This window comes from Parabacteroides timonensis (assembly GCF_900128505.1).
In the GTDB taxonomy this organism is placed as follows: Bacteria; Bacteroidota; Bacteroidia; order Bacteroidales; family Tannerellaceae; genus Parabacteroides; species Parabacteroides timonensis.
The window spans coordinates 2,657,964-2,678,032 of sequence record NZ_LT669941.1 but is presented as its reverse complement, the minus strand read 5'-3'; the positions used below and the strand labels follow the sequence as shown (position 1 = coordinate 2,678,032).

At 47.9% G+C, this 20,069-nt stretch carries 14 protein-coding genes; 13 read left to right on the top strand and 1 reads right to left on the bottom strand.

Going from position 1 to position 20,069, the window contains the following annotated elements:
- Positions 1–22: 22 nt before the first annotated feature.
- The 3 genes from BQ7394_RS18300 to BQ7394_RS18290 all read left to right on the top strand — a co-directional run bounded on the left by BQ7394_RS18300 (position 23) and on the right by BQ7394_RS18290 (position 7,941).
- Positions 23–2,716, top strand: a complete 2,694-nt coding sequence (locus tag BQ7394_RS18300) for a 4-alpha-glucanotransferase (protein ID WP_075558734.1) — start codon at positions 23–25, stop codon at positions 2,714–2,716.
- 422 nt (positions 2,717–3,138) lie between these two features.
- Positions 3,139–3,918: a DUF4469 domain-containing protein gene (locus BQ7394_RS18295; protein ID WP_075558733.1), complete on the top strand. Its 780-nt coding sequence runs from the start codon at positions 3,139–3,141 to the stop codon at positions 3,916–3,918.
- Between the two features lie 195 nt (positions 3,919–4,113).
- Entirely contained in the window at positions 4,114–7,941 is a 3,828-nt protein-coding gene (locus tag BQ7394_RS18290; RefSeq protein WP_075558732.1) for a hypothetical protein, read from the top strand.
- Positions 7,942–8,038: 97 nt separating this feature from the next.
- On the opposite strand, the gene BQ7394_RS18285 is transcribed toward BQ7394_RS18290, so the two are convergent.
- Positions 8,039–8,398: a bactofilin family protein gene (locus BQ7394_RS18285; RefSeq protein WP_210436550.1), complete on the bottom strand. Its 360-nt coding sequence runs from the start codon at positions 8,396–8,398 to the stop codon at positions 8,039–8,041.
- Between the two features lie 94 nt (positions 8,399–8,492).
- On the opposite strand from BQ7394_RS18285, the gene folB reads away from it, so the two are divergent.
- The 10 genes from folB to BQ7394_RS18235 all read left to right on the top strand — a co-directional run bounded on the left by folB (position 8,493) and on the right by BQ7394_RS18235 (position 19,789).
- Positions 8,493–8,855 (top strand): dihydroneopterin aldolase, encoded by a 363-nt coding sequence (gene folB / locus BQ7394_RS18280; protein WP_075558730.1) that lies wholly within the window; start codon positions 8,493–8,495, stop codon positions 8,853–8,855.
- A 54-nt stretch (positions 8,856–8,909) separates the two neighbouring features.
- On the top strand, positions 8,910–10,346 hold the full coding sequence (locus tag BQ7394_RS18275; protein WP_075558729.1) for a monomeric [FeFe] hydrogenase: 1,437 nt from the start codon (positions 8,910–8,912) through the stop codon (positions 10,344–10,346).
- 6 nt (positions 10,347–10,352) lie between these two features.
- Positions 10,353–11,594 (top strand): PNGase F N-terminal domain-containing protein, encoded by a 1,242-nt coding sequence (locus BQ7394_RS18270; protein ID WP_075558728.1) that lies wholly within the window; start codon positions 10,353–10,355, stop codon positions 11,592–11,594.
- Positions 11,595–11,613: 19 nt separating this feature from the next.
- Positions 11,614–12,258 (top strand): MarC family protein, encoded by a 645-nt coding sequence (locus BQ7394_RS18265; protein WP_075558727.1) that lies wholly within the window; start codon positions 11,614–11,616, stop codon positions 12,256–12,258.
- A complete protein-coding gene (locus BQ7394_RS18260; protein ID WP_075560115.1) occupies positions 12,258–12,947 on the top strand; it encodes an HAD family hydrolase in 690 nt (229 codons plus the stop codon). The genes BQ7394_RS18265 and BQ7394_RS18260 overlap by 1 nt, the downstream gene beginning before the upstream one ends.
- A 438-nt stretch (positions 12,948–13,385) precedes the next feature.
- Positions 13,386–14,522: a hypothetical protein gene (locus BQ7394_RS18255; RefSeq protein ID WP_075558726.1), complete on the top strand. Its 1,137-nt coding sequence runs from the start codon at positions 13,386–13,388 to the stop codon at positions 14,520–14,522.
- Between the two features lie 14 nt (positions 14,523–14,536).
- The gene (locus BQ7394_RS18250; protein ID WP_075558725.1) at positions 14,537–15,340 is read left to right on the top strand and encodes a hypothetical protein; all 804 of its coding nucleotides are present in this window, start codon (positions 14,537–14,539) and stop codon (positions 15,338–15,340) included.
- 73 nt (positions 15,341–15,413) lie between these two features.
- Positions 15,414–16,208 carry a DNA-binding domain-containing protein gene (locus tag BQ7394_RS18245; RefSeq protein ID WP_075558724.1) on the top strand — a complete coding sequence of 265 codons (795 nt, stop codon included), beginning with the start codon at positions 15,414–15,416 and terminating at the stop codon, positions 16,206–16,208.
- Between the two features lie 82 nt (positions 16,209–16,290).
- Positions 16,291–18,021, top strand: coding sequence for a fimbrillin family protein (locus BQ7394_RS18240; protein ID WP_161951806.1), 1,731 nt, complete (start codon positions 16,291–16,293; stop codon positions 18,019–18,021).
- Between the two features lie 121 nt (positions 18,022–18,142).
- On the top strand, positions 18,143–19,789 hold the full coding sequence (locus BQ7394_RS18235) for a fimbrillin family protein (protein ID WP_075558722.1): 1,647 nt from the start codon (positions 18,143–18,145) through the stop codon (positions 19,787–19,789).
- The last annotated feature ends 280 nt before the right edge of the window (positions 19,790–20,069 follow it).

The following is a 20,069-nucleotide window of genomic DNA, read 5'->3' as shown; positions in this document are numbered from 1 at the left end:
GCTGGAACTAAATTTGATACACATGAAAGTCACCTTTAATATCAACTTCCATACCATTTGGGGGCAGAAGTTATGTGTAGTAGGATCTATTCCGGAGCTTGGCTCATGGGAGCCTGCTTTGGCAAAGGAAATGAACTACAAAGGGGATGGAAACTGGCAGCTTGAGCTGGATCTGGAACTTACATCGCCTCAGCAGACTATAGAATATCGTTACTTTTTAAGTATAAATGATAAGCAGGTATTTGAAGAATGGGAGAAAAACCATCAGGTTACATTTGAAGGACATGCCAATCATTACACCTTGTATGACTATTGGCAGATACGTCCTAATAATCTGGCCTTCTATTCTTCTGCTTTCACGAAAAGTCTGTTTGCCCATCCATGTAATACGTATGAACGGGTTGTCAAAAGCGGAAAGAGGCTGACTATTAAAATCTCGGCCCCGCGTGTGGAGAAGAACCAAAGTGTTGCCATCACCGGTAATCAGGAATGTCTGGGAAACTGGCATCCCGATAAAGCTTTGATCCTAAGTTGCGACACCTTCCCCGATTGGCATATCGACCTGGATGCGAATGATATAGTCTATCCGCTGGAATACAAATTCCTTGTCTATGATAACGATAAGCATCAGCCTTTATACTGGGAAGAAGACGAGAACCGGAAACTAGACCTGCCTCCGCAGGATTTTGGAGAAACCGTCATTGTCTCCGGACTTTATTTCCGCGATAATCTTCCTTTATGGCGGTGTGCGGGTACAGTGATCCCGGTATTTTCTCTCCGTTCCGAACAAGGATTTGGAGTTGGCGATCTCGGGGATCTGCGTATGCTGGTCGACTGGGCAAAGAAAACCCGCCAGCGTATCATACAGGTTTTACCGATGAATGATACGACAATGAGTCATACCAAAGGAGACTCTTATCCGTACAGTGCAATCTCAATTTATGCACTTCACCCCATGTATATCAGTCTGCCTTCGATGGGAGAACTGAAGGATGCAGGAAGAGTTGCTTTCTACAGGGAAAAGCAGGAAGATCTGAATGCGAAGGACGCTGTCGACTATGAAGAAGCAGTAAAATATAAATTGGCTTATTGTCGGGAATTCTTTAGTCAGGAAGGTTCTGCTATTATGGCCAGTCCCGAATATCAGGAATTCTTTGCTCAAAGTCAATCCTGGTTAGTGCCGTATGCCGCATACAGTTATCTTCGTGATAAATATAAGACTTCCGACTTTACAAACTGGGGAAATAATGCGACGTACAACAAGTCGCAGATACGTGAACTTTGTTCGGAAGATAGCGGCGCTTATCCTGAAATATCTTTTTATTATTTCCTGCAATTCATTTTGCATACGCAATTTAAATCTGTATCCGACTATGCCCGTAAGAACGGAATAGTCCTGAAAGGCGACCTGCCGATCGGGGTGAACCGTACCAGTATCGACGCCTGGACAGAACCGCAGTATTTTAATATGAACGGTCAGGCCGGTGCACCTCCCGATGATTTCTCCGTTAACGGTCAGAACTGGATGTTCCCGACCTATAACTGGGAAACAATGGAGAAAGATAATTATTCCTGGTGGAAACGGCGTTTTCATAAGATGAGTGATTACTTCGATAGTTTCCGTATTGATCATATACTAGGCTTTTTCCGTATATGGGAAGTGCCGTTGGATTATGTACAGGGATTGTGCGGTCATTTCAATCCAGCTCTCCCTCTGACAAAAGAGGAGATCGAACAGTATGGATTTACTTTCAATGAAGCCCGTTTCACCACTCCTCATATAAACCGTAAATTCCTTCCGGAATTATTCGGTATTCTGGCTGAAGAGGTGGAAGGAACTTATCTGGCCCAATCCTCTTCCAATCATTTTGTACTGAAATCTTTCTGTGATACACAGCGGAAGATCGAAGCATTGTTTGCCGGAAAGACCGATGAAGCTTCTTTGCGTTTAAAGGAGGGACTGTTCTCGATTGCCAATGAAGTATTGTTCCTGCGCGATCCGCAGGAGAAAGATAAATTCCATCCCCGCATTTCGGCCAGTCAGTCATATATGTACAGCGAACTGAGCACATCCGACCGATATGCATTCGATCAGTTATACTGGGAGTTTTTCTATCATCGTCATAACGATTACTGGAAGACACAGGCCTTTAATCGTCTGACCCCTCTGGTGGCAAGTACGAATATGTTGGTGTGTGGTGAAGACCTGGGTATGATTCCCGAGTCTGTTCCTGATGTAATGAATAAACTACAGATACTCAGCCTGGAGATTGAAAGGATGCCGAAAACACCCCAGCGGGAGTTTACGGATATGTTCAACCTGCCCTATCATTCGGTCTGCACAACGTCGACACACGATATGACTCCGCTTCGTAACTGGTGGCATGAAGATCGTGAGAAGATACAGCGTTATTATAATGAAGTGTTATTACATGAAGGTACCGCTCCGGAAGACTGTACGGAAGAGCTGGCAACACAAATCGTGACCAACCATCTGGCAACAAATTCAATGCTGACTATCATCCCTATGCAGGATTGGTTTGCGATTGACGATTCCGTGAAGCGGAAAGATTTTGAGGCGGAACGTATCAACGTCCCGTCCAATTCAAATCATTATTGGTGTTACAGAATGCACATCACGTTGGAGAAACTGATCGAGACAGACAGCCTGAACAACAAAATAGCGGAACTGATTAGAAAGTCCGGGAGACGATAAACGTTCCGCAGGACGAATAAGCGTCGGAAAACATATCACAGATGATTGTGTCGAAAGTGTTATTTAGCGCTTTCGACACAATTCTTTTTTATACTTTATGATAAGGTTTGTGTAATATTCTTAGTAAAAAACTTAGTTCTGTATGAACTCTGGTTATGATGAACAAAGATAAGAATTATCGACAAATGCTACATTTATAATAGCGAATAATCAAGGTTCCTGTAAAAAAAACTGCTATTTACCTGTTTTTCCTCTCTGTAAGAGGTACCGTTATGGTATCATAAGGTAAATCGGGTCATACTTAGATGAGTTGATACTATCTCATATTCATAAGACTGTCAAAAGGAATGATGACAATTAGGGCTTAATTTTCAAGGCTGGTGCCAGAGTTCATACAGAACTCACAAAAACAGACAAAGCCTATGGCAACAAATGAACCCAGAAAGCGAAGTATCGTTGCTACCTTGGTAGCTAACATGCTGACGGAGCGTGAAGACGACTTCACTGCTAACGTCACTTACGTGGCAAATCGCTCTATTGAAGATCTCTGCAATATTGCAGCAAGTGGTAAAAGTAAGTTTACAGCGTCCGAATTACTGGCAGCTCACAACGATTTGAAGACCACTGCCAAAGAAGAATTGTACTCCGGTTCTACTGTAGAATTCGGTTTGACAAACAACTCGCTCGGAATAGACGGTCCCTTCATTGGCCCGAAAGCCAAATTCGATCCGGCAAAGAATAATGTAACCCTTCGCAGCACGCCTATTAAAGAAGTGAAAACGGATATGAAAGGTATCAACGTGATCGTAGGTGAAGTAGTGGAAGGCCTTCCGACCGTCACTAAACTGACTGATGTATTCTCTGGTTCTATAAATGCTAAAATCACCCCGGGCAACACTCTCAACGGTGAAGGTAAGCGCGTCAAGATAGTGGGAACTGGAGGTAACACCGTAGGTTTCTTCTTTATCAACTCAGAAACCGAAGCAGAAACAGCCGTTCCGATGACAGCCGTTTCGCGTAATGATCCTTCTTATTTCTCTTTCATTATCCCGGCATTGGCCGATGGTAAATACTATTTGGAAATAGCTTCCCAATATGGCGGCAACACCAAACAATTGTTGAAAGACGTACGCCGTAACCGTTTCCCTTACCTGCTGACAGTGGGGGATACCGGCGAGGATGACCGCCCTGTAATTGAATGACACTTTTTATGCGATCACCGTATGCGCTCGTATACGATGATCGTATCCTCTCACATACGACTGTCGTATACGGGAACATACGATGTCCGTATACGAGCGCATACGACAATCGTATATGCGCGGTACGAAACGGATCAATTGACGTAACCTGCGCAAATATCAAAGAACTTATACAATTTAAACAAGCATTTACTTATGAAACAAATAATACAGAAATACCGACTCTGGCTGCTTTGTCTGATGGGGGCGATGATGCTTTTGCCACACGCCGTGTGGGGGCAAGGTGTGTGGGTGTCTAATGGTAGCACATTTTCTTGTACGATTGATGGTGGGGAGGAAACCATTAATGGAGATTTCCATCGTGAACCGATACGCGATGAGAATGGTAACATTATTGCAGAGAATAGCCTCCCTATCAGCGATATAAAATTAAAGAGTGGGACGTTAATCATTGAAAGTATAGGTGGTTATCAGGGCACTTCTATTACTGTTGAGGCTACAGGTGGAACGATTCTGTATAAGCAATACAATACCGGTAATGCTATTTCTAAACTTATAGTTAAAGGAGATGTGAACATTGTAGGGGGATCAGATGGTCATTTCCCTGACTGTGTGGCACATGATATGGTCATATCGAGTGGAAATGTCACCTTGTCTGGTATAACGATTAATTCGAAAAAGATGGCTATGCGCATTGAAGGTGGAATGGTGACGATAGAGTCTGCTCGTTATAATCAGCCGGAGAAAGTAACTCCTATTCCTTATGCCATCCTCCAAACTGGCGGAGAACTGACATTGAAAAATTACGATTTCGACCCAATCGGGAGTTTGGCATCCTATTACCCGGATTATATTGTCCAGACGGAAGGTGGCACATTGAAAATATCGGGCGGAACATTCGGGAAGACGTTTACCGGGCAGGTCCCTCTGCCTTTTCATGTCTTGAAAAGTGGTAGCCTGATTATCGATGATGGCACTTTTTATAATTCTATCTCTGTGGAAGAAGGCGAATTGACCATCAACGGAGGGACTTTCTACGGGCTTCAGTCTAAAAAAGGAAAAGTGACCATAAATGGCGGGGACTTTAACGCTACAAGTTACTCTATAAGTGGACAGAAAATCAACAAGCCTGTCATCATTGAAGGGGGCAGCCTGAGAATCACAGGTGGAGAATTTACGGCTGCCGAACATGAATCGGTCCGTGCGGCTATACAGATCCTGGCAGATGCGGAGGTTGAGCTTAGCGGGGGTGTTTATAATAATTGTGCTTTCCACATTGACCCGTCGGTCGGTCTTACACCGGAAAGCATGTTGGAGAAGGGATATGGCTACTTTACATTGACACAGGAGTTACAGCCGGACGTGCAATACAAAAACGATGCCATACAAAAATATGATAGGATACAAGTTAAGGCTCTTGATAGCGAACCCCCCGCGGGTTATGGCAGGGAAGAGGCTTTGAAGGCCGACGTAGGACCGAATGGCAAAGATGTGACAGTCTTCGGGACGCAAATTCCATACAATTATGAGATCAATACGCCGGAAGGGCTGCTTTGGCTGATGACTGCGATTAATGGTTATTGGAATAAAGACTTCGAGGTCGAACTTCCCCAGACAGATTACTATAAAATAAACCAGGCTTCGGAAATCCGAATCACCGCCAACCTGGATATGACCGGATATGAATGGGTTCCTATCTTTGTATTCTCTGCTGCGCTTTTGGATGGGCAGAACCACCGCATTTATAACCTGAAAGTGAATCAGGCTTGTGCTACTTTCATACAACAACTAGGCTCTTCGAGTAGACCGGCTTCTACTCTGGCTAATCTCGTGGTCAATGGTACATTCAACAGTAAAGACACAAAATATAATAGCAGGATAAACTCCGGTTCTTCCGGACTTGTTTGCAGTAATGTGAATGGATATATCGTCAACTGCGGTGTGGAACAAAGCACGTTGACCTCTGACTTCACAGATCCTTCCGTTGTCAGTAATGCCGGATTGGTGGTGTTTAACTACAAGGTCATTCAAAACTGCTATTTTACCGGAGAGATAAGTATGAAGGAGATATATACGAAACCCCGTTGGGAGGAAACTAATGATGTCGGAGGAATTATCAGGGCAGGGGAGATTGCGGTTAATTGTCGCTCGGGTGCTTGCATCGAGAATACTTATTCTCATCTTTTCAAGCCTGTGTCTCATAAGGCGGAGTGCACTTCGCTTGAATTGACAATCACAAAGGAACCATCTATCGGCGAACTTGTCGCCGAATCGGGAGACGGAACTATTGATGGTTGTTTCAAAGCCACGGATCCGAAAGATGCATTGGATGCCTTGAATAAGGGAGTCGAAGCACACAAGCTTCTTCAAGACGAGATATCATGGAAACTCTGGATTTGTAAAGAGGAACGAAACGGCGGTTTCCCGATCTTGGGAGAAAAAAACAAACCGTCCGTTATCGAATACCCCCTTACCCTGAAAGTGGAAGGTCCCGGCACATTCGAGGGCTATTATTGGACGGGAGAAGAGGAAGTGCAGGAAAAACACGATTTCCAGGCCGACACCACGATCATTTTTACAAATGCAAGAACTTTCCATATTATGCCTAAGCCCGGCAAGGGAGCAACCTTGGTAAATGTAGTGAAAGTTATGAAGAGACTGGATGAGGAGATGGAGAAGCTGGATTCCATTCCGCAGGTGGAGATAAAGGCGAATGAAGAGTACCAGTTCTTGGCACGAGAATCCATCGAACTGGTTGCCCGGTTCCGTCTCGACACGTTGTATATCGAAAATGACACCACCGTATTGGGTGGATCGGATGAAATCACAAGCGTGGACAAGGTGGAAATTTCCGCATCCGGCTCGGAGGGGAATAAACCGGCAGTCGTGGAAATCGGCAACGTAACTGTTCAACCGAAAGAGGATGGCGGAGGCAGTGAAACCCTTGAGGCCAGAACGACCATCACCAAGGATGCAAACGTCATCCTCAAATTGTCGGGAACGAACGACCTCGGAACGCTCACCAATAATGGCTGTGTGACCATCGAGAAGGGTGATAATGCCGCAGAAGTATCATTGGCAGCTAAGGTTATCAATTCTGGCACATTGATCGACAACACCGGGTTGATCACGGAAGTTCTGGGTAAAGACGAAAGTTTGTTTCTTTCCGTGCTAAAAAAAGAAGAAGCGGATAAGAATATCACACCGGGTGAAACCACCTCTTTGAGCGCGCAAGCAACTGTTCCGGCCGGTGCAACCGTCACTTTCCAATGGCAACGCGGAAGCGCTGGTACATGGACGGATATCGGCGAACCAACGACCTGCCCAGAACAGACTCCGGTGATTACGCGAGCAATGAAGCTTGATACCGAACCGGAAGCCGTTTCCTATACGAATAATTACAGTGAGGCATTGAACGCTCCAGGCACTTATGAGTATCGCTGCCTGATTAAACGGGAAGAAATTGGCGGAACAACGGTCTCAACCACGCTAAGCGTTTATGGCACGGTGACTGTAGAACCGAAAACGGAGCCGAAACCTGATCCCACGCCAACAGTGGACAGTTACACGATCACCTTGCCGTCTGTGGTCGGTGCCACGACGGATCCGGTTGCCGGAGATTATACGGTAGAGGAGGGTGGTAGCTTCAGCTTCACGCTGATTTTGGATACCGAATACAGCCAGTCCAGCCCGATAGTGAAAGCCGGCAACGAGACGTTGCGGCTCGATGCTGACGGTCGCTACATGCTTACGGATATCTCTCGCGATCTGACGATCTCGATCACCGGCATCATGCCTGATCTTCCGACTTCCAATGCCAATGTCGATATACCCGTCCGGGTTTGGAGTTATAAGGGCACGTTGAGGTTGTATAGCGAAACAAAGGAAGTTGCACGGATCATTACGTTAGACGGTCGCCTCCATAAGACGTTGACCGTCTTAGGACACGTCACCGAAACGGATGTCCCGAAAGGCATTTATCTTGTATTGATCAAAGGACAAGTTTTCAAACTTATGAATTAGGTAGGCTTCTAAACGAAGCAGCATGAAATAAGGAGGGTATGCCAGACACCGGAAGGCGTTTTGGGCATACCCTTTTATTTTTGTAGATGTGATCGGTTCAGGCCTTTTTCCCTGACATATTGCAAACCCCGTTGAAGCGAGCATTCGGCTCGATCTCCAGTGATTGTGCAAACACATCTCCTTTAATATTGGCAGTAGCTTTCAGCACTAGCTTTTCACTGACACGCACGGAACCTTCTACTTCTCCGAGCACCTCTGCATTGGCAGAAACGATATTACCGGCCACACGTCCTTTGGGACCGATCACGATCTTTCCGTTGCAGTTGATATCTCCTTCAACCTGACCGTCCAGTCTGAAATCAGCTTCTGTAATAATATTACCTTTAACGGTTGTTCCGGCGGCTAGGGTGTTATGTAGGCCACCGGCGGAATTTTCATCTTTCTGTTTTATTCCCATCATATAAATACTTTGTTGCTTGTCTCGCAAATATAGACTATTTTTTTTGCAGAAAGGACTTCTTTATCTACTTTTACAGATAAAATAACGAAAAATGACAGTACAAATAGAACTGGAAACCATGAAATTCTATGCCTGGCATGGAGTGTCGCCTCAGGAGACACGTGTCGGGAACACATTTGTCGTGAATCTTCTTCTGACGGCACCTCTTGAAAAAGCATTGGCCAGCGATGATTTGGACGATACAATAAATTATGCCGAAGTATATGAGATCGTGAAAGGAGAAATGGCCATTCCGTCGAAGCTGCTCGAACATGTAGCCGGACGAATCCTGCATGCGCTCAAAAGAGCATTTCCCCAACTGTTGGCTGTTAAGTTGAAACTCTCGAAGCTGAACCCTCCTTTTGGCGGCGATGTTTATAGTGCCTCCGTAATTCTGGAAGAAACGTACAGTTAGTATTTCAATAACTTTCTCTATCTTTGCATTTTTAAAGCACAAATAATATACACCATGGCATTTACCAACAACGTAATGATTGTCCGCCACGGCTTGATGGCGAAGTTAGTTAAACTTTGGAAAGAAAACCGTTTGCTCGACGAGATCGATCGTCTGCCCATAGAATTGAGTCCCCGTAAATCGAAAGTAATAGGCCGCTGCTGCGTGCATAAGGAGCGTGCCGTATGGAAATATAAGACGCTTCCCCTGTTGGGCTTCGATATGCAGGACGAGATAGACGAACTGACACCTTTGTCGGAATATGCCAAACGCGCCTTGCTTCGTCCGGAGAATAAGAAAGATAACCTGATGTGCGTAGTCGACGAAGCCTGTTCGTCCTGTGTACAGGTTAACTATGAGATTACGAACCTTTGCCGTGGCTGTGTGGCACGTAGCTGTTATATGAACTGTCCGAAAGACGCTATCCAGTTCAAGAAGAACGGACAGGCCCGGATCGACCACGATACCTGTATCAGTTGTGGTAAGTGTCATCAGAACTGTCCTTACCATGCTATCGTATATATTCCTATCCCCTGTGAAGAGGTTTGTCCGGTGAAAGCGATCAGCAAAGATGAATACGGTGTGGAACATATCGACGAGTCTAAATGTATTTACTGCGGTAAATGTATCAATGCCTGTCCGTTTGGGGCGATCTTCGAGATATCCCAGGTGTTCGATATCCTGCAACGTTTGCGCAATAAGGAGCAGATGGTCGCTATTGTGGCTCCTTCCATCCTGGCACAGTTCAGTGCACCGGTAGAAAGTGTATATGGAGCGATCAAGGCGATGGGATTTACGGAGATTGTGGAAGTCGCTCAGGGAGCGATGGAGACTACCCGTCGTGAAGCAGAAGAACTGAAAGAAAAACTGGAGGAAGGGCAACCTTTCATGACAACCAGTTGTTGTCCCTCATACGTTCAGCTAGCCGAAAAACACATCCCGGATCTGAAGAAATATATCTCTACCACAGGCTCTCCGATGTATTATACGGCACGCCTTGTCAAAGAGAAATATCCTGATTGCAAGATCGTATTTATCGGCCCGTGCGTAGCCAAACGTAAGGAGGTGAAGATGGATCCGGCTGTCGATTTCACATTGACATTCGAAGAGATCGGCTCTATTCTGGAAGGACTCGACATCAAAGTGGAGGAAGCAAAGCCTTTCTCTGTCCTTTTCAACTCTGTGCGTGAAGCGCATGGCTTCGCCCAGAGCGGTGGTGTGATCAACGCTGTGAAAGTCTACTTGAAAGAGGAACAGGTGAACGCCGTACAGGTAGCCAACCTGACAAAAAAGAACGTCGCCTTGCTTCGTGCCTACGCCAAAACAGGCAAAGCTCCGGCACAGTTTATCGAGGTCATGGCCTGTGAAGGCGGTTGTGTAACCGGCCCTTGTATCCATGCCGATAAAGTAACCGGACAGAAGCAATTGATGAAGGAACTTACTAAATACTAAACAAAAATGACAAAGAAAATCTTATTATCATTCTCGCTGGCAGGAGCAATGTTATTGACAGCATGCGGCCATCGGGAATTGCCGGCAATGGGAGATTATTCTGTGCAGGTATTCCACGATACTCCGGTGAGGTTCGTGCCCGACCAGTACGGCGGGTATAGTGAAGCTGGTGCAGACAGCATCTATCACCTGGTGAACGGACGTATCATTTTGAAAAAGGTGACTTTGCCCGATTACAAACGTAACGTCTCCGTAAACCTGAAAGTAACGATTGCTTCCAACGGTGACCGTTGGGATAAGTCGGGTTCCTGCTTTATCCTGCCGAAATCGTCGGCAATCAATCTGTTGAACATTGCGAAGGGAGAGAAGCAGTTCCCGGCAATAGACAGTACGAAGCTGGAAAATATGATCGGTATCGTCTCCGGTGAAGACTATGAACCGACAGTCGAGCTGATGCGTTTCATGACTCCGTTCGGTGTAGGTCATTACAGCAGTTCGGACGACAGTCTGAGCAGTAAGCGTAAGCCTGTTTATATCGACCAGTGGGCCGATAGCGTAAGCTGGGAACAGAATATCACCGACCTGTATCCTTTGCTGGAAGGAGGCGCTTACGTAGGAGTCTTTATCGATACCTGGACAGCCGAGGGTTATATTGCCAGTGTGACGATTGATGTGGATGAGTCGGATATCACTTGTGATGCTTTGACAAAAAGACATGTCGAACCGTTGATGAACACTGTTTATTATATCGGACAATCCTATCCCGATATCTTTGCCCGCAAAGACGTGTCGACTGACTTTACCATCCCGGCAGGTGCGAAGAACGTTCGCCTGAAATATATCGTAACCGGGCATGGCGGCCATGATGGTGGTGACGAATTTGTTCAGAAGCAGAATATAATCTCGGTAGATGGAAAAGAAGTGCTTGACTTCATTCCCTGGCGTAACGACTGTGCATCTTTCCGCCGTTTCAATCCGGCAACCGGTGTGTGGTTGGAGAAGCGCCTGGCCTCTTATATCGGACCGAAAGGATATACGGAGAAAGAAGTGGAAGAACCTGTTGCTTCGTCCGACTTTTCCCGTTCCAACTGGTGTCCGGGTTCCGATGTCGTTCCCGAAGAAGTGGAACTGACCGATATCCAGCCGGGTGAACATACCCTGACGGTCAGCATCCCCGAAGCTCAGGAAGTAGATGGCAATAAGCTGAACCATTGGTTGGTTTCCGCCTACCTGGTTTGGGATGAATAACCTTTAAATCTATACTATTATGGACACCTTACTCCCTTTCGCCCTTTTGTGCTTCACCTCCTTTTTTACACTGACAAACCCGTTGGGCACTATGCCGGTCTTTCTGACCATGACGAACGGGATGAGTGACGACGAACGTAAAACCATCGTCCGCCGTGCCACGATCGTGTCGTTTATCACCCTGATGGTCTTTACCTTCTCCGGACAATTCCTCTTTAAATTCTTTGGTATTTCTACGAATGGTTTCCGTATTGCCGGAGGTATTATTATCTTTACCATCGGATTTGACATGCTTCAGGCACGTTATTCCAAGGCAAAACTCAAAGACGAGGAGGTGAAAACCTATGTAAACGATATCTCTGTCACTCCGCTTGCCATCCCGATGCTTTGCGGTCCGGGCGCTATCGCCAACGGGATCATGCTGATGGAAGATGCGAATACATTGATAAAGAAGATACTGCTGGTCAGCGTGATCGCATCCGTCTACTTTATCACCTTCCTGATTCTCCGGGCATCCACCCGGCTGAATAAGTATATGGGAGAAACAGGCAACAACGTGATGATGCGTTTGATGGGCCTTATCCTGATGGTTATTGCCGTGGAATGCTTTGTAAGCGGTTTCAAGCCAATAATGATCGATATATTGCAACAAGCTAATTTATGATTGAAGGAATACAGGTGATTGGCTTCGATGCCGACGACACCCTTTGGATAAACGAAACTTATTTTCTGGAGACGGAGCAAAAACTCCGTCTTTTATTGGCTTCTTATGTAGACGGTGAAACTGTCACAGCCGAACTTTTCAAGACCGAAAGCCGCAACATGCCCCTTTATGGTTATGGGGTGAAGGCTTATATCCTTTCAGTGATGGAAACGGCCATCCGTATCACCGACGGTAAAGTTCCGGCCAGCGTACTAGAGCAAATACTTTTGCTCGGAAAAGAACAACTCTCCAAACCTGTTGAACTTTTGGATGGAGTGGAGGAGACCCTCAACGCCCTTGTGGGCCGTTACCGCCTGATCGTTGTCACCAAAGGCGACCTGCTCGACCAGGAGCAGAAACTACGCCGTTCGGGTATCGAACATCTTTTTCACCATGTAGAAATAATGAGCGACAAGACCGACCGCGAATACACTTCTTTATTGAAGCATCTGGATATCCGTCCCGAAGAATTTCTGATGATCGGCAACTCTGTCCGTTCCGATATCCTTCCCCCGCTAAATCTCGGCAGTTATGCCGTTCACGTACCTTATGCGACTACCTGGGCGCACGAACAAGTGAACGAGCCTGTTATCAATCCGCGTTTCTTTACGGTGGATTCTTTGTGGGACATAATCCCATTGCTTCTTTGATCTTAATTGTTGTTAATGAAGGAGAGGCTAATTGACGTAGTTCACTTAGGACGATGTTATTTTTCAACTGCAAAGATATTAATAAATATCGTATATAAGCAATGTTTATCAATCATTATTTGTATTGGTGATGTCGATTTATATAAAGAATGATGAATAAAAGTGGATGAGCGGATGATTTAAAAAACCTTTATTTGTATATGTTTTCGTTGTTAGAAGGGTTATGACTGAACACTAGTCCTAAGTGGACTCTAGTATTAACAGCGAATGAAATCTATTGTATTACAAGCCAGGAAGATAAACGTTTTTACGTTAATGCCTGAAAGCCGGGAGCAGTTGCAAAACAGCCCTTTTTATTCCCTTTTTTCTACCCATGTGATACTTGTTATGTTTAGTAAACTATTAACAAGTAGCGTTTTAAGGCTTTTAAGCCTGTTTTTGATATGCAGTATTCCTATACTTAAAGCGCAATCCACCCTGCAAGGAACGGTACAAACCCGGGTGAATGATCCGGCTGTCACTGTCACGGTAGATAATCCGTCCGCAAAGAAAGGCGACCAGGTCACTGTTCAGTTGAAAGGTCTGGAAGCAGGGAAAAGTGCTACGGTGACAGCCGGTAGGACTTTCGGAGGCACTGAAGTTGGTGTTTCGATAAATGGTGAGGAATATACCTTTACGATGCCCGACCATCCTGTCTATGTCGATGTGAAAATTCAGGCTGTTAGCGGTGGCAATCCGGGATCTTATCCGCTGACCGTAGAGACCCCTGGCGTATCGGCTGGAAAGGTGACGGTAACGGTGACTACGAAGGCGGATGGCAACCTTACTCCTTCCGGCTCCTCGTATAACGTAAAGACCGGTGCGCAGGTAACCGCCCGACTGCAAACGCCTCTTGCTTCACGCCTCAGCCTGTTGAGCATTCGGGGATATGCCCCCGACGGCTCCTGGCAACTCACCCCTTTAGTTGGGACAGACGGTGAGGAACCGACGGAAGTGACCTTCACCATGCCCTCGAAAGCGGTGGTGCTTCGCTTTACTATTCACGAAGAAACGACACCCGATCCCGGTCCGGGTCCTACGCCCGGTCCTGATCCCGTTTATTACGACATAACTCTCCCTGTTGTAGAGGGAGCCGCTACCGATCCGGTGGCAGGGACGTATCGGGTAAAGGCATGGGATAGTTTCTTGTTTTATCTTACACCCGATAAAAACCATGACCAATCGGTTGCAGTGGTAACGACCGACCGGGGTGACATGTTGACACCCCGTAGCAGCGACGGAGCTTATGTCGTCGAGCGTGTACGGCAGGATATTACGGTTCGCATCGAGGGTATCCGCTCTAACCCGCCGGTGGCAAACGAAGAGATCCGGAAGGAAGTTGAAGGTATCAGCCTGTATCGTTCGGGAAATACCCTCTATGTACAGAGCGACCGTGCGGCGTCGGTAGGTATCTATACCTTTGGCGGTTCACTGGTGCGCACGGTGAAGGTAGAGGCGGGTGTACTGCCGGTAGAGCTTCCCCGTGGAGCCTATATCGTACGGATGGGCGAAAAGAGTCAGAAGGTCATTTTCTAAATAACATATATATAATGTGTACTATAAAGAGTTTTTTCCGGTTGGCAGCGTTGTCTGCCGGGCTGTTTTTATCGGCAGCCGGTTGCAGTGAAGATAATCCGTCTTCTCCGGAAGACGGCACAACCGAGGTGTCGTTGTCGACACGGGGTGGAGTTGAAATGGCTGATTATCGTCAGTGGGTGTTTGGCAGCGATGATCGATGTGTATTTAACCAATCGTTCGGTGCGGGCAGCGGAAGTGTCAGGCTGAAAGATGGCACGTATCGTTTCGCAACCCTTTCGGGTATGGAAGGTTTCTCGCTGCCTGCTGCCGGAACAACGGACGGTATCGACCTCTCGGCACTGATTCCCCTGAAAGCGGATGGCAGCAAATGCTCCGCCGCACGGGTTAGCTTTTTGAAAGATGTTAAGATTCCGGAGGCAACTGTTTATGAGGCTACCCTGCAACCTGCCACCTGCCTGTTGAAGCTCGAATTGAAGGATGTGCCTGATGGCACTACTTTGACGCTGACTAATATGTACAACGGCGTCTCCCTGACGGGAAGCTATGCCGGCGGTGCAGCCGTTTGTTCATCCTATCTGCTTGGCATCGGAGAAAACATCTGCCTGCCGACGAACGGGAATGCAATGTTGCAATATACCTCCGCATCCGGCGAATCTGCTTCGGCTTCGGGTACGCTCGACCTGGGCGTAACGCTTGAAGCAGGTTACACCTATTCGTTCGTCCTGCAATGGAACGAAGGATTGCAGCTATCCTCTTCCTCCATCGAAGGCTGGGGAGACGAGGGCAATAAGGAGGGTGACGCCATCATACACTGACAATCGACCGAATCATATTGCCCGGGGGAACGGCCGGGCATTTCAGGATACATAAACTAAATAAGTCAATAACATGGCAGACACAAAAACAAATTATGTTTGGTCGTACGATCTCGTCGAGAACACGATGACCAAAGATGTCAAAGAAGATTATGTGGCAGCGATACAGACCAAGAAGTCGATGACCTTGACTGATGTTGCCGCAGCGATTTCAGCCGAGCGTACCGAGTATCGGGTGGATACGATTACCAACATCGGAACCCTGATCGACGAAAAGATACGTCAATTGGTGTGCGACGGATATACGGTCGTGACCGGCTCGGCACAATATGCCCCTTCGCTGGGTGGTGTTTTCATCGGCGATACGGGTGTTATCAACCCGGCAGTCAATAAATGTGCAGTCAACATCGCCCCTTCGCTGGCAATGCGTACGGAGGTGGCGAAGGTACAACCGAAGTTCTCCGGCACAGTCCGTCGTATGGGCGGTGCCCGTATCTCTCTGGTGAAAGATGTGGCGACGGGCAAGACCGACGGTACGATTACGCCGGGCGGTATGCTCGACGTGACGGGCACGAAGATCCGTTGTACCGGAGCCGACGGAACCGGACTGGGCAGCGTGCAACTGCAGAAGCTGGCCGACCACTCGGCAGCCGCCACTTTCACGCAGTTGGGTATCAACGATCCCAGCCGCCTGATGTTTACCCTTCCGGCAGACCTTGCCGACGGCGAATATCAGTTGGTGGTGGAGACGTGGTTCAGTACTACCAGTACACTGCTGAAAGAGAAGCGTACGCTGGTTTATCCCCTGACGCTGGTCGTAGGCGGTAGTAGTGGCGGTGGCGACGACGACCGTCCTGTCATAGAGTAACGCTCCTCACGAAGCATGAGCCGGAGCGCTCATGGCATGTGAGTCGACCGCCTCATGTTGTCAGAGGAAACCCTTTCGACCGATGAAAACAGACAATATTCAGAAATACAAGAGTAAAGTAAAAATGAAACAGAAACAGAAACAAACGGCTTCGATCCTCCTCCTGGTAACCCAATTGTTGTTCCCCGTCTTTTTCCCGTCCTGCACGGACGACGCAGCCGACGGTGACCGCTTGCCCGACGGCATGTATCCCATGACCTTCACCACCACGGTGCAGGGGCTGACGGAGACACGCGCCACGGTGGATAACACGTGGGCAGGCACGGAAGAAGTAGCCGTAAAGGTAAAAGACGAAGTGAAGAAATACAAGGCGGATAATAGCGGCAACCTCACGGTGGATGGCGACAATCCTCCTTTCTACTGGCAAAACACCACCGAAAAGAAAACCGTTTCGGCATGGTTCCCGTATTCCCAGACTTTCCCTGCCACCTTTACGGTGCAGGAAGATCAGAACAGCGGCACGGGTTATCAGCAGAGTGATTTGCTTTATGCTCCCCCTACGGAAGTCACTTTCAAAGGAGACAAAAGCCTCACTTTCCGCCATCTGCCTGCCAGGGTTGTGGTGAACTTGAAAGCAGGCGACGGGGTGACGAAAGAAGAAGTAGCGGGCGCCACCGTAACCCTCCTGAATCAAGCCACCACTTCGGGAGCGATAACCGTAGACGAAGACAGCAAGACCTACACCGTAGCACAAGCCGGAGCAGGCACCAAAAGTATCACCCCGAAAGGTGTTACGGCTACCAAAGATTACCAGAAGACCGTGCAAGCGTTGCTTGTTCCGCAGAAGATAAAAGACAAGGTGTTTATCAAAGTAGTAGCCGCAGGCAACACCTACAACTACACCCCCACCGACGAAGCCGACGCCAACTTCGCATCCGGCAAACAATACACCTACCAAATCACCGTGAAGAAAACAGGACTGGCGGTGACGCTTACCAAGAACGGCGAGTGGGGCAGTGGCGGCGATGAAGCAGTAAGCGGCAAAGTTCCTGATAATGGCTATTCCGCCTCCGACCTCAAAGTGGGCGACTACTATTACAGTGACGGCGAAACTTCCGATGGCGGATACCGCGAATACGATAGTGGTGGCTCAACCGCCGTGCTCGACATCCGCCCTGTATTGACGGATGCAGCCGGAAACTCCCGCACCGTTGTGGGCATCGTCTTTTGGGTGGGAGACCTCACCAACAACAGCGACCCTTTGTTAAAGATAGAAAAATCTGGTTGCACTCACGGACTTGTCGTAGCATTGCAAGATGCTTCGACAAGTTCTCTTTGGAGTACCAGCAACGAATACATCACCAGTAAATGGTTGAGTAGTCAAGGCAACACCTACGGCATTACCACGCTGGAAACAGAAAATAAGATGCAGGGTTATGCCAATACGAAGGCTTTGGCAGCTTACAATGCAGCAAAAGGCAGCGGATCTGATCTAAGAGTTCTCCCCGTAGTTTCAGTCGGTACTTATGCCACTGCACCAGGCAATAGCAGCGGTTGGTATTGCCCATCTGTTATGGAGTTGAAATATATGTGCTGGGGACAAAATAATAGCAGTGGAGTTGCAGGTAAGGATATGTTGAATACACAATTAGGCAAAGTGGGGGGCACGTCCTTTCAGTCGGACTACTACTGGTCGAGTTCGGAGAGCGGCAGCGGCCGCGCGTGGACCGTGTCCTTCGCCAACGGCTACGATGGCACCGACCGTAAGGAGTACGATACCAGGTATGTAGTCCGTGCCGTTCTCGCTTTTTAATCTATTTACCCATTTATAAATTAATCTATTTAAAACAGAACCCGTCCCCCGAGTATCAGGATTTTCAATCCGCAAAAGAAATTATTCGGATGACAGAACGAAACATAATACAGAAAGAACAATGAAACGAATCATACCCCCTTTTCCCCTTTCCGTAGTGGCAGCCTCGTTATTGATAGCTGCCGCCACGTTGGCAGGCTGCTCCCAAAGCGACCTGCCCGGTGCCGACGATAACGACATCCGTCCCGGAGCCGACGATAACGACATCCGTCCCGGAGCCGCCCTCACCGTGCAAGTCACCGACGGCGGCTATTCTCCCGCAGAGGGAACCCGTGCCGACACCCGTGCCACGGAGAACGGCTACAGAACCGAGTTTACCGCAGGCGACCGTATAGGCCTATATGCCGTGAAAAACAATGCCGTAGTGGCAGAATGCGCCAACCTCTGCCTCACGCTCACCGCCGACGCCTCCGCAGGCGGCAAGCTCTCATGGACGCCCCCCGTAGGCACAGAATTGTGGTACGAAGGCGACGGCACCACCTACTACGCTTACTATCCCTACCAAGAGGATGCGGTTATGAACGGCAAAGTAGATGCCTCAGCCGCCAACGCCGCCAATTTCTTCCAGCCGCTGGTGGATAGTTGGACGCCTGCCACTGACCAAAGCACCTACGTCCTCTATACCGCCCAAGACTTCATGACGGGTGGCGGTAAACTCAACGACGACGCTTCGGCACGCACGCTCACCATCGCCCTCAGCCACTGCATGGCACTGGCGGTAATTGAAGCTCCCGGCACGAAATACACGTTTACAAACAGCGGCCCCTCAGTTTCCGAGTACACGGTTTCTACCGTCACTTTCAACGGCTTCACCCCCTATGCCATGGCAGACGGCTCGCACCGCTACCTCGTACGCCCTGCCACCAAGCCGTTGCTTTTGGGCAGCTACACCAATGCCGACGGCAACACGCAGGAGTTCACCTTTACCCCCACTATCGACGCAGGGGAGTATAAAAAATATACGGTGGATGGCGGTTCTACAAAGGTTATCGAGATATCCCACGAACTGCAAGCCGGTGATTTCTATATGAAGGACGGTTCGTTGGTGGGGAAAGATGAAACCTTGTCCGAAGCGCAGAAAGCGAATTGCCTCGGCGTGGTCTTTTACGTAGCTGACATAACCCAAGATGATCCGCTTTTGAAAAAAGACCATTCCGGTTGTACACACGGTTTAGTAGTAGCGTTGCAGGATGCGGGAGGGAGGAGCTTTCTTTGGAGTACCGCCCAAGAAGACATCACCACTGAGTGGTTGAGTAAACAAGCCGGTAACGCCTACGGCATTGCCACGCTGAAAACAGAAAATAAGAGGCAAGGCTACGCCAATACCAAGGCTTTGGCAGCTTACAACGCGAGTGAGAGGGCAAGCGGGAATAAATCCGATTTTAAGGTTCTTTCCATCGACATAATCACGCAGTATGCTTCCGGCCATCCCGCACCAACCAATAGTAGCGGTTGGTATTGGCCATCTATTATGGAGTTGAAGTTTGTGTGTTGGGGGCAAAATAATGGCAGTGGAGTTGCAGGTAAAAATATGTTGAATGAACAATTTAGGAAAGTGCCGGGCGCAAGGTCCTTGAAGGACCGCTACTTTTCGAGTACGGAGTACGACGAACACAACGCGTGGTACGTGAACTCCAGCAGCGGCGACGTGGACGACGACTATAAGGGCAATAACCACTCGGTAGTCCGTGCCGTTCTCGCTTTTTGATTCTATTTATCCATTTATGAATTTATCTATTTAAAACAGAATACCGCGAAGCGGGTAGGCAATCTATTTAAAACATAGCTTTGTCGGAAGAATAACCGATAAACCTAGCCACTTTACGGTTATTGAATCAGCTCATTTTCCCCCTGTCCTCTCTTCGTGAGTAACTTTTCCCCTCTCCGAGAGGGGGTAGGGGGGGTGTAAAAAGCGGCTCATTCGTTCCTGATAAGAGCGTCGGTACATCCGTTTGCTTCTTTCATCGAGGAATGAATGGGCTATTAAT

Bases quoted from the DNA above. Each gene is read 5' to 3' on its own strand.
- BQ7394_RS18290 (WP_075558732.1), top strand. From the start codon at position 4,114: ATGAAACAAATAATACAGAAATACCGACTCTGGCTGCTTTGTCTGATG.
- BQ7394_RS18285 (WP_210436550.1), bottom strand. From the start codon at position 8,398: ATGGGAATAAAACAGAAAGATGAAAATTCCGCCGGTGGCCTACATAAC.
- BQ7394_RS18250 (WP_075558725.1), top strand. From the start codon at position 14,537: ATGTGTACTATAAAGAGTTTTTTCCGGTTGGCAGCGTTGTCTGCCGGG.
- BQ7394_RS18275 (WP_075558729.1), top strand. From the start codon at position 8,910: ATGGCATTTACCAACAACGTAATGATTGTCCGCCACGGCTTGATGGCG.
- BQ7394_RS18235 (WP_075558722.1), top strand. From the start codon at position 18,143: ATGAAACGAATCATACCCCCTTTTCCCCTTTCCGTAGTGGCAGCCTCG.
- BQ7394_RS18270 (WP_075558728.1), top strand. From the start codon at position 10,353: ATGACAAAGAAAATCTTATTATCATTCTCGCTGGCAGGAGCAATGTTA.
- BQ7394_RS18295 (WP_075558733.1), top strand. From the start codon at position 3,139: ATGGCAACAAATGAACCCAGAAAGCGAAGTATCGTTGCTACCTTGGTA.
- BQ7394_RS18240 (WP_161951806.1), top strand. From the start codon at position 16,291: ATGAAAACAGACAATATTCAGAAATACAAGAGTAAAGTAAAAATGAAA.
- BQ7394_RS18245 (WP_075558724.1), top strand. From the start codon at position 15,414: ATGGCAGACACAAAAACAAATTATGTTTGGTCGTACGATCTCGTCGAG.
- folB (WP_075558730.1), top strand. From the start codon at position 8,493: ATGACAGTACAAATAGAACTGGAAACCATGAAATTCTATGCCTGGCAT.
- BQ7394_RS18300 (WP_075558734.1), top strand. From the start codon at position 23: ATGAAAGTCACCTTTAATATCAACTTCCATACCATTTGGGGGCAGAAG.
- BQ7394_RS18265 (WP_075558727.1), top strand. From the start codon at position 11,614: ATGGACACCTTACTCCCTTTCGCCCTTTTGTGCTTCACCTCCTTTTTT.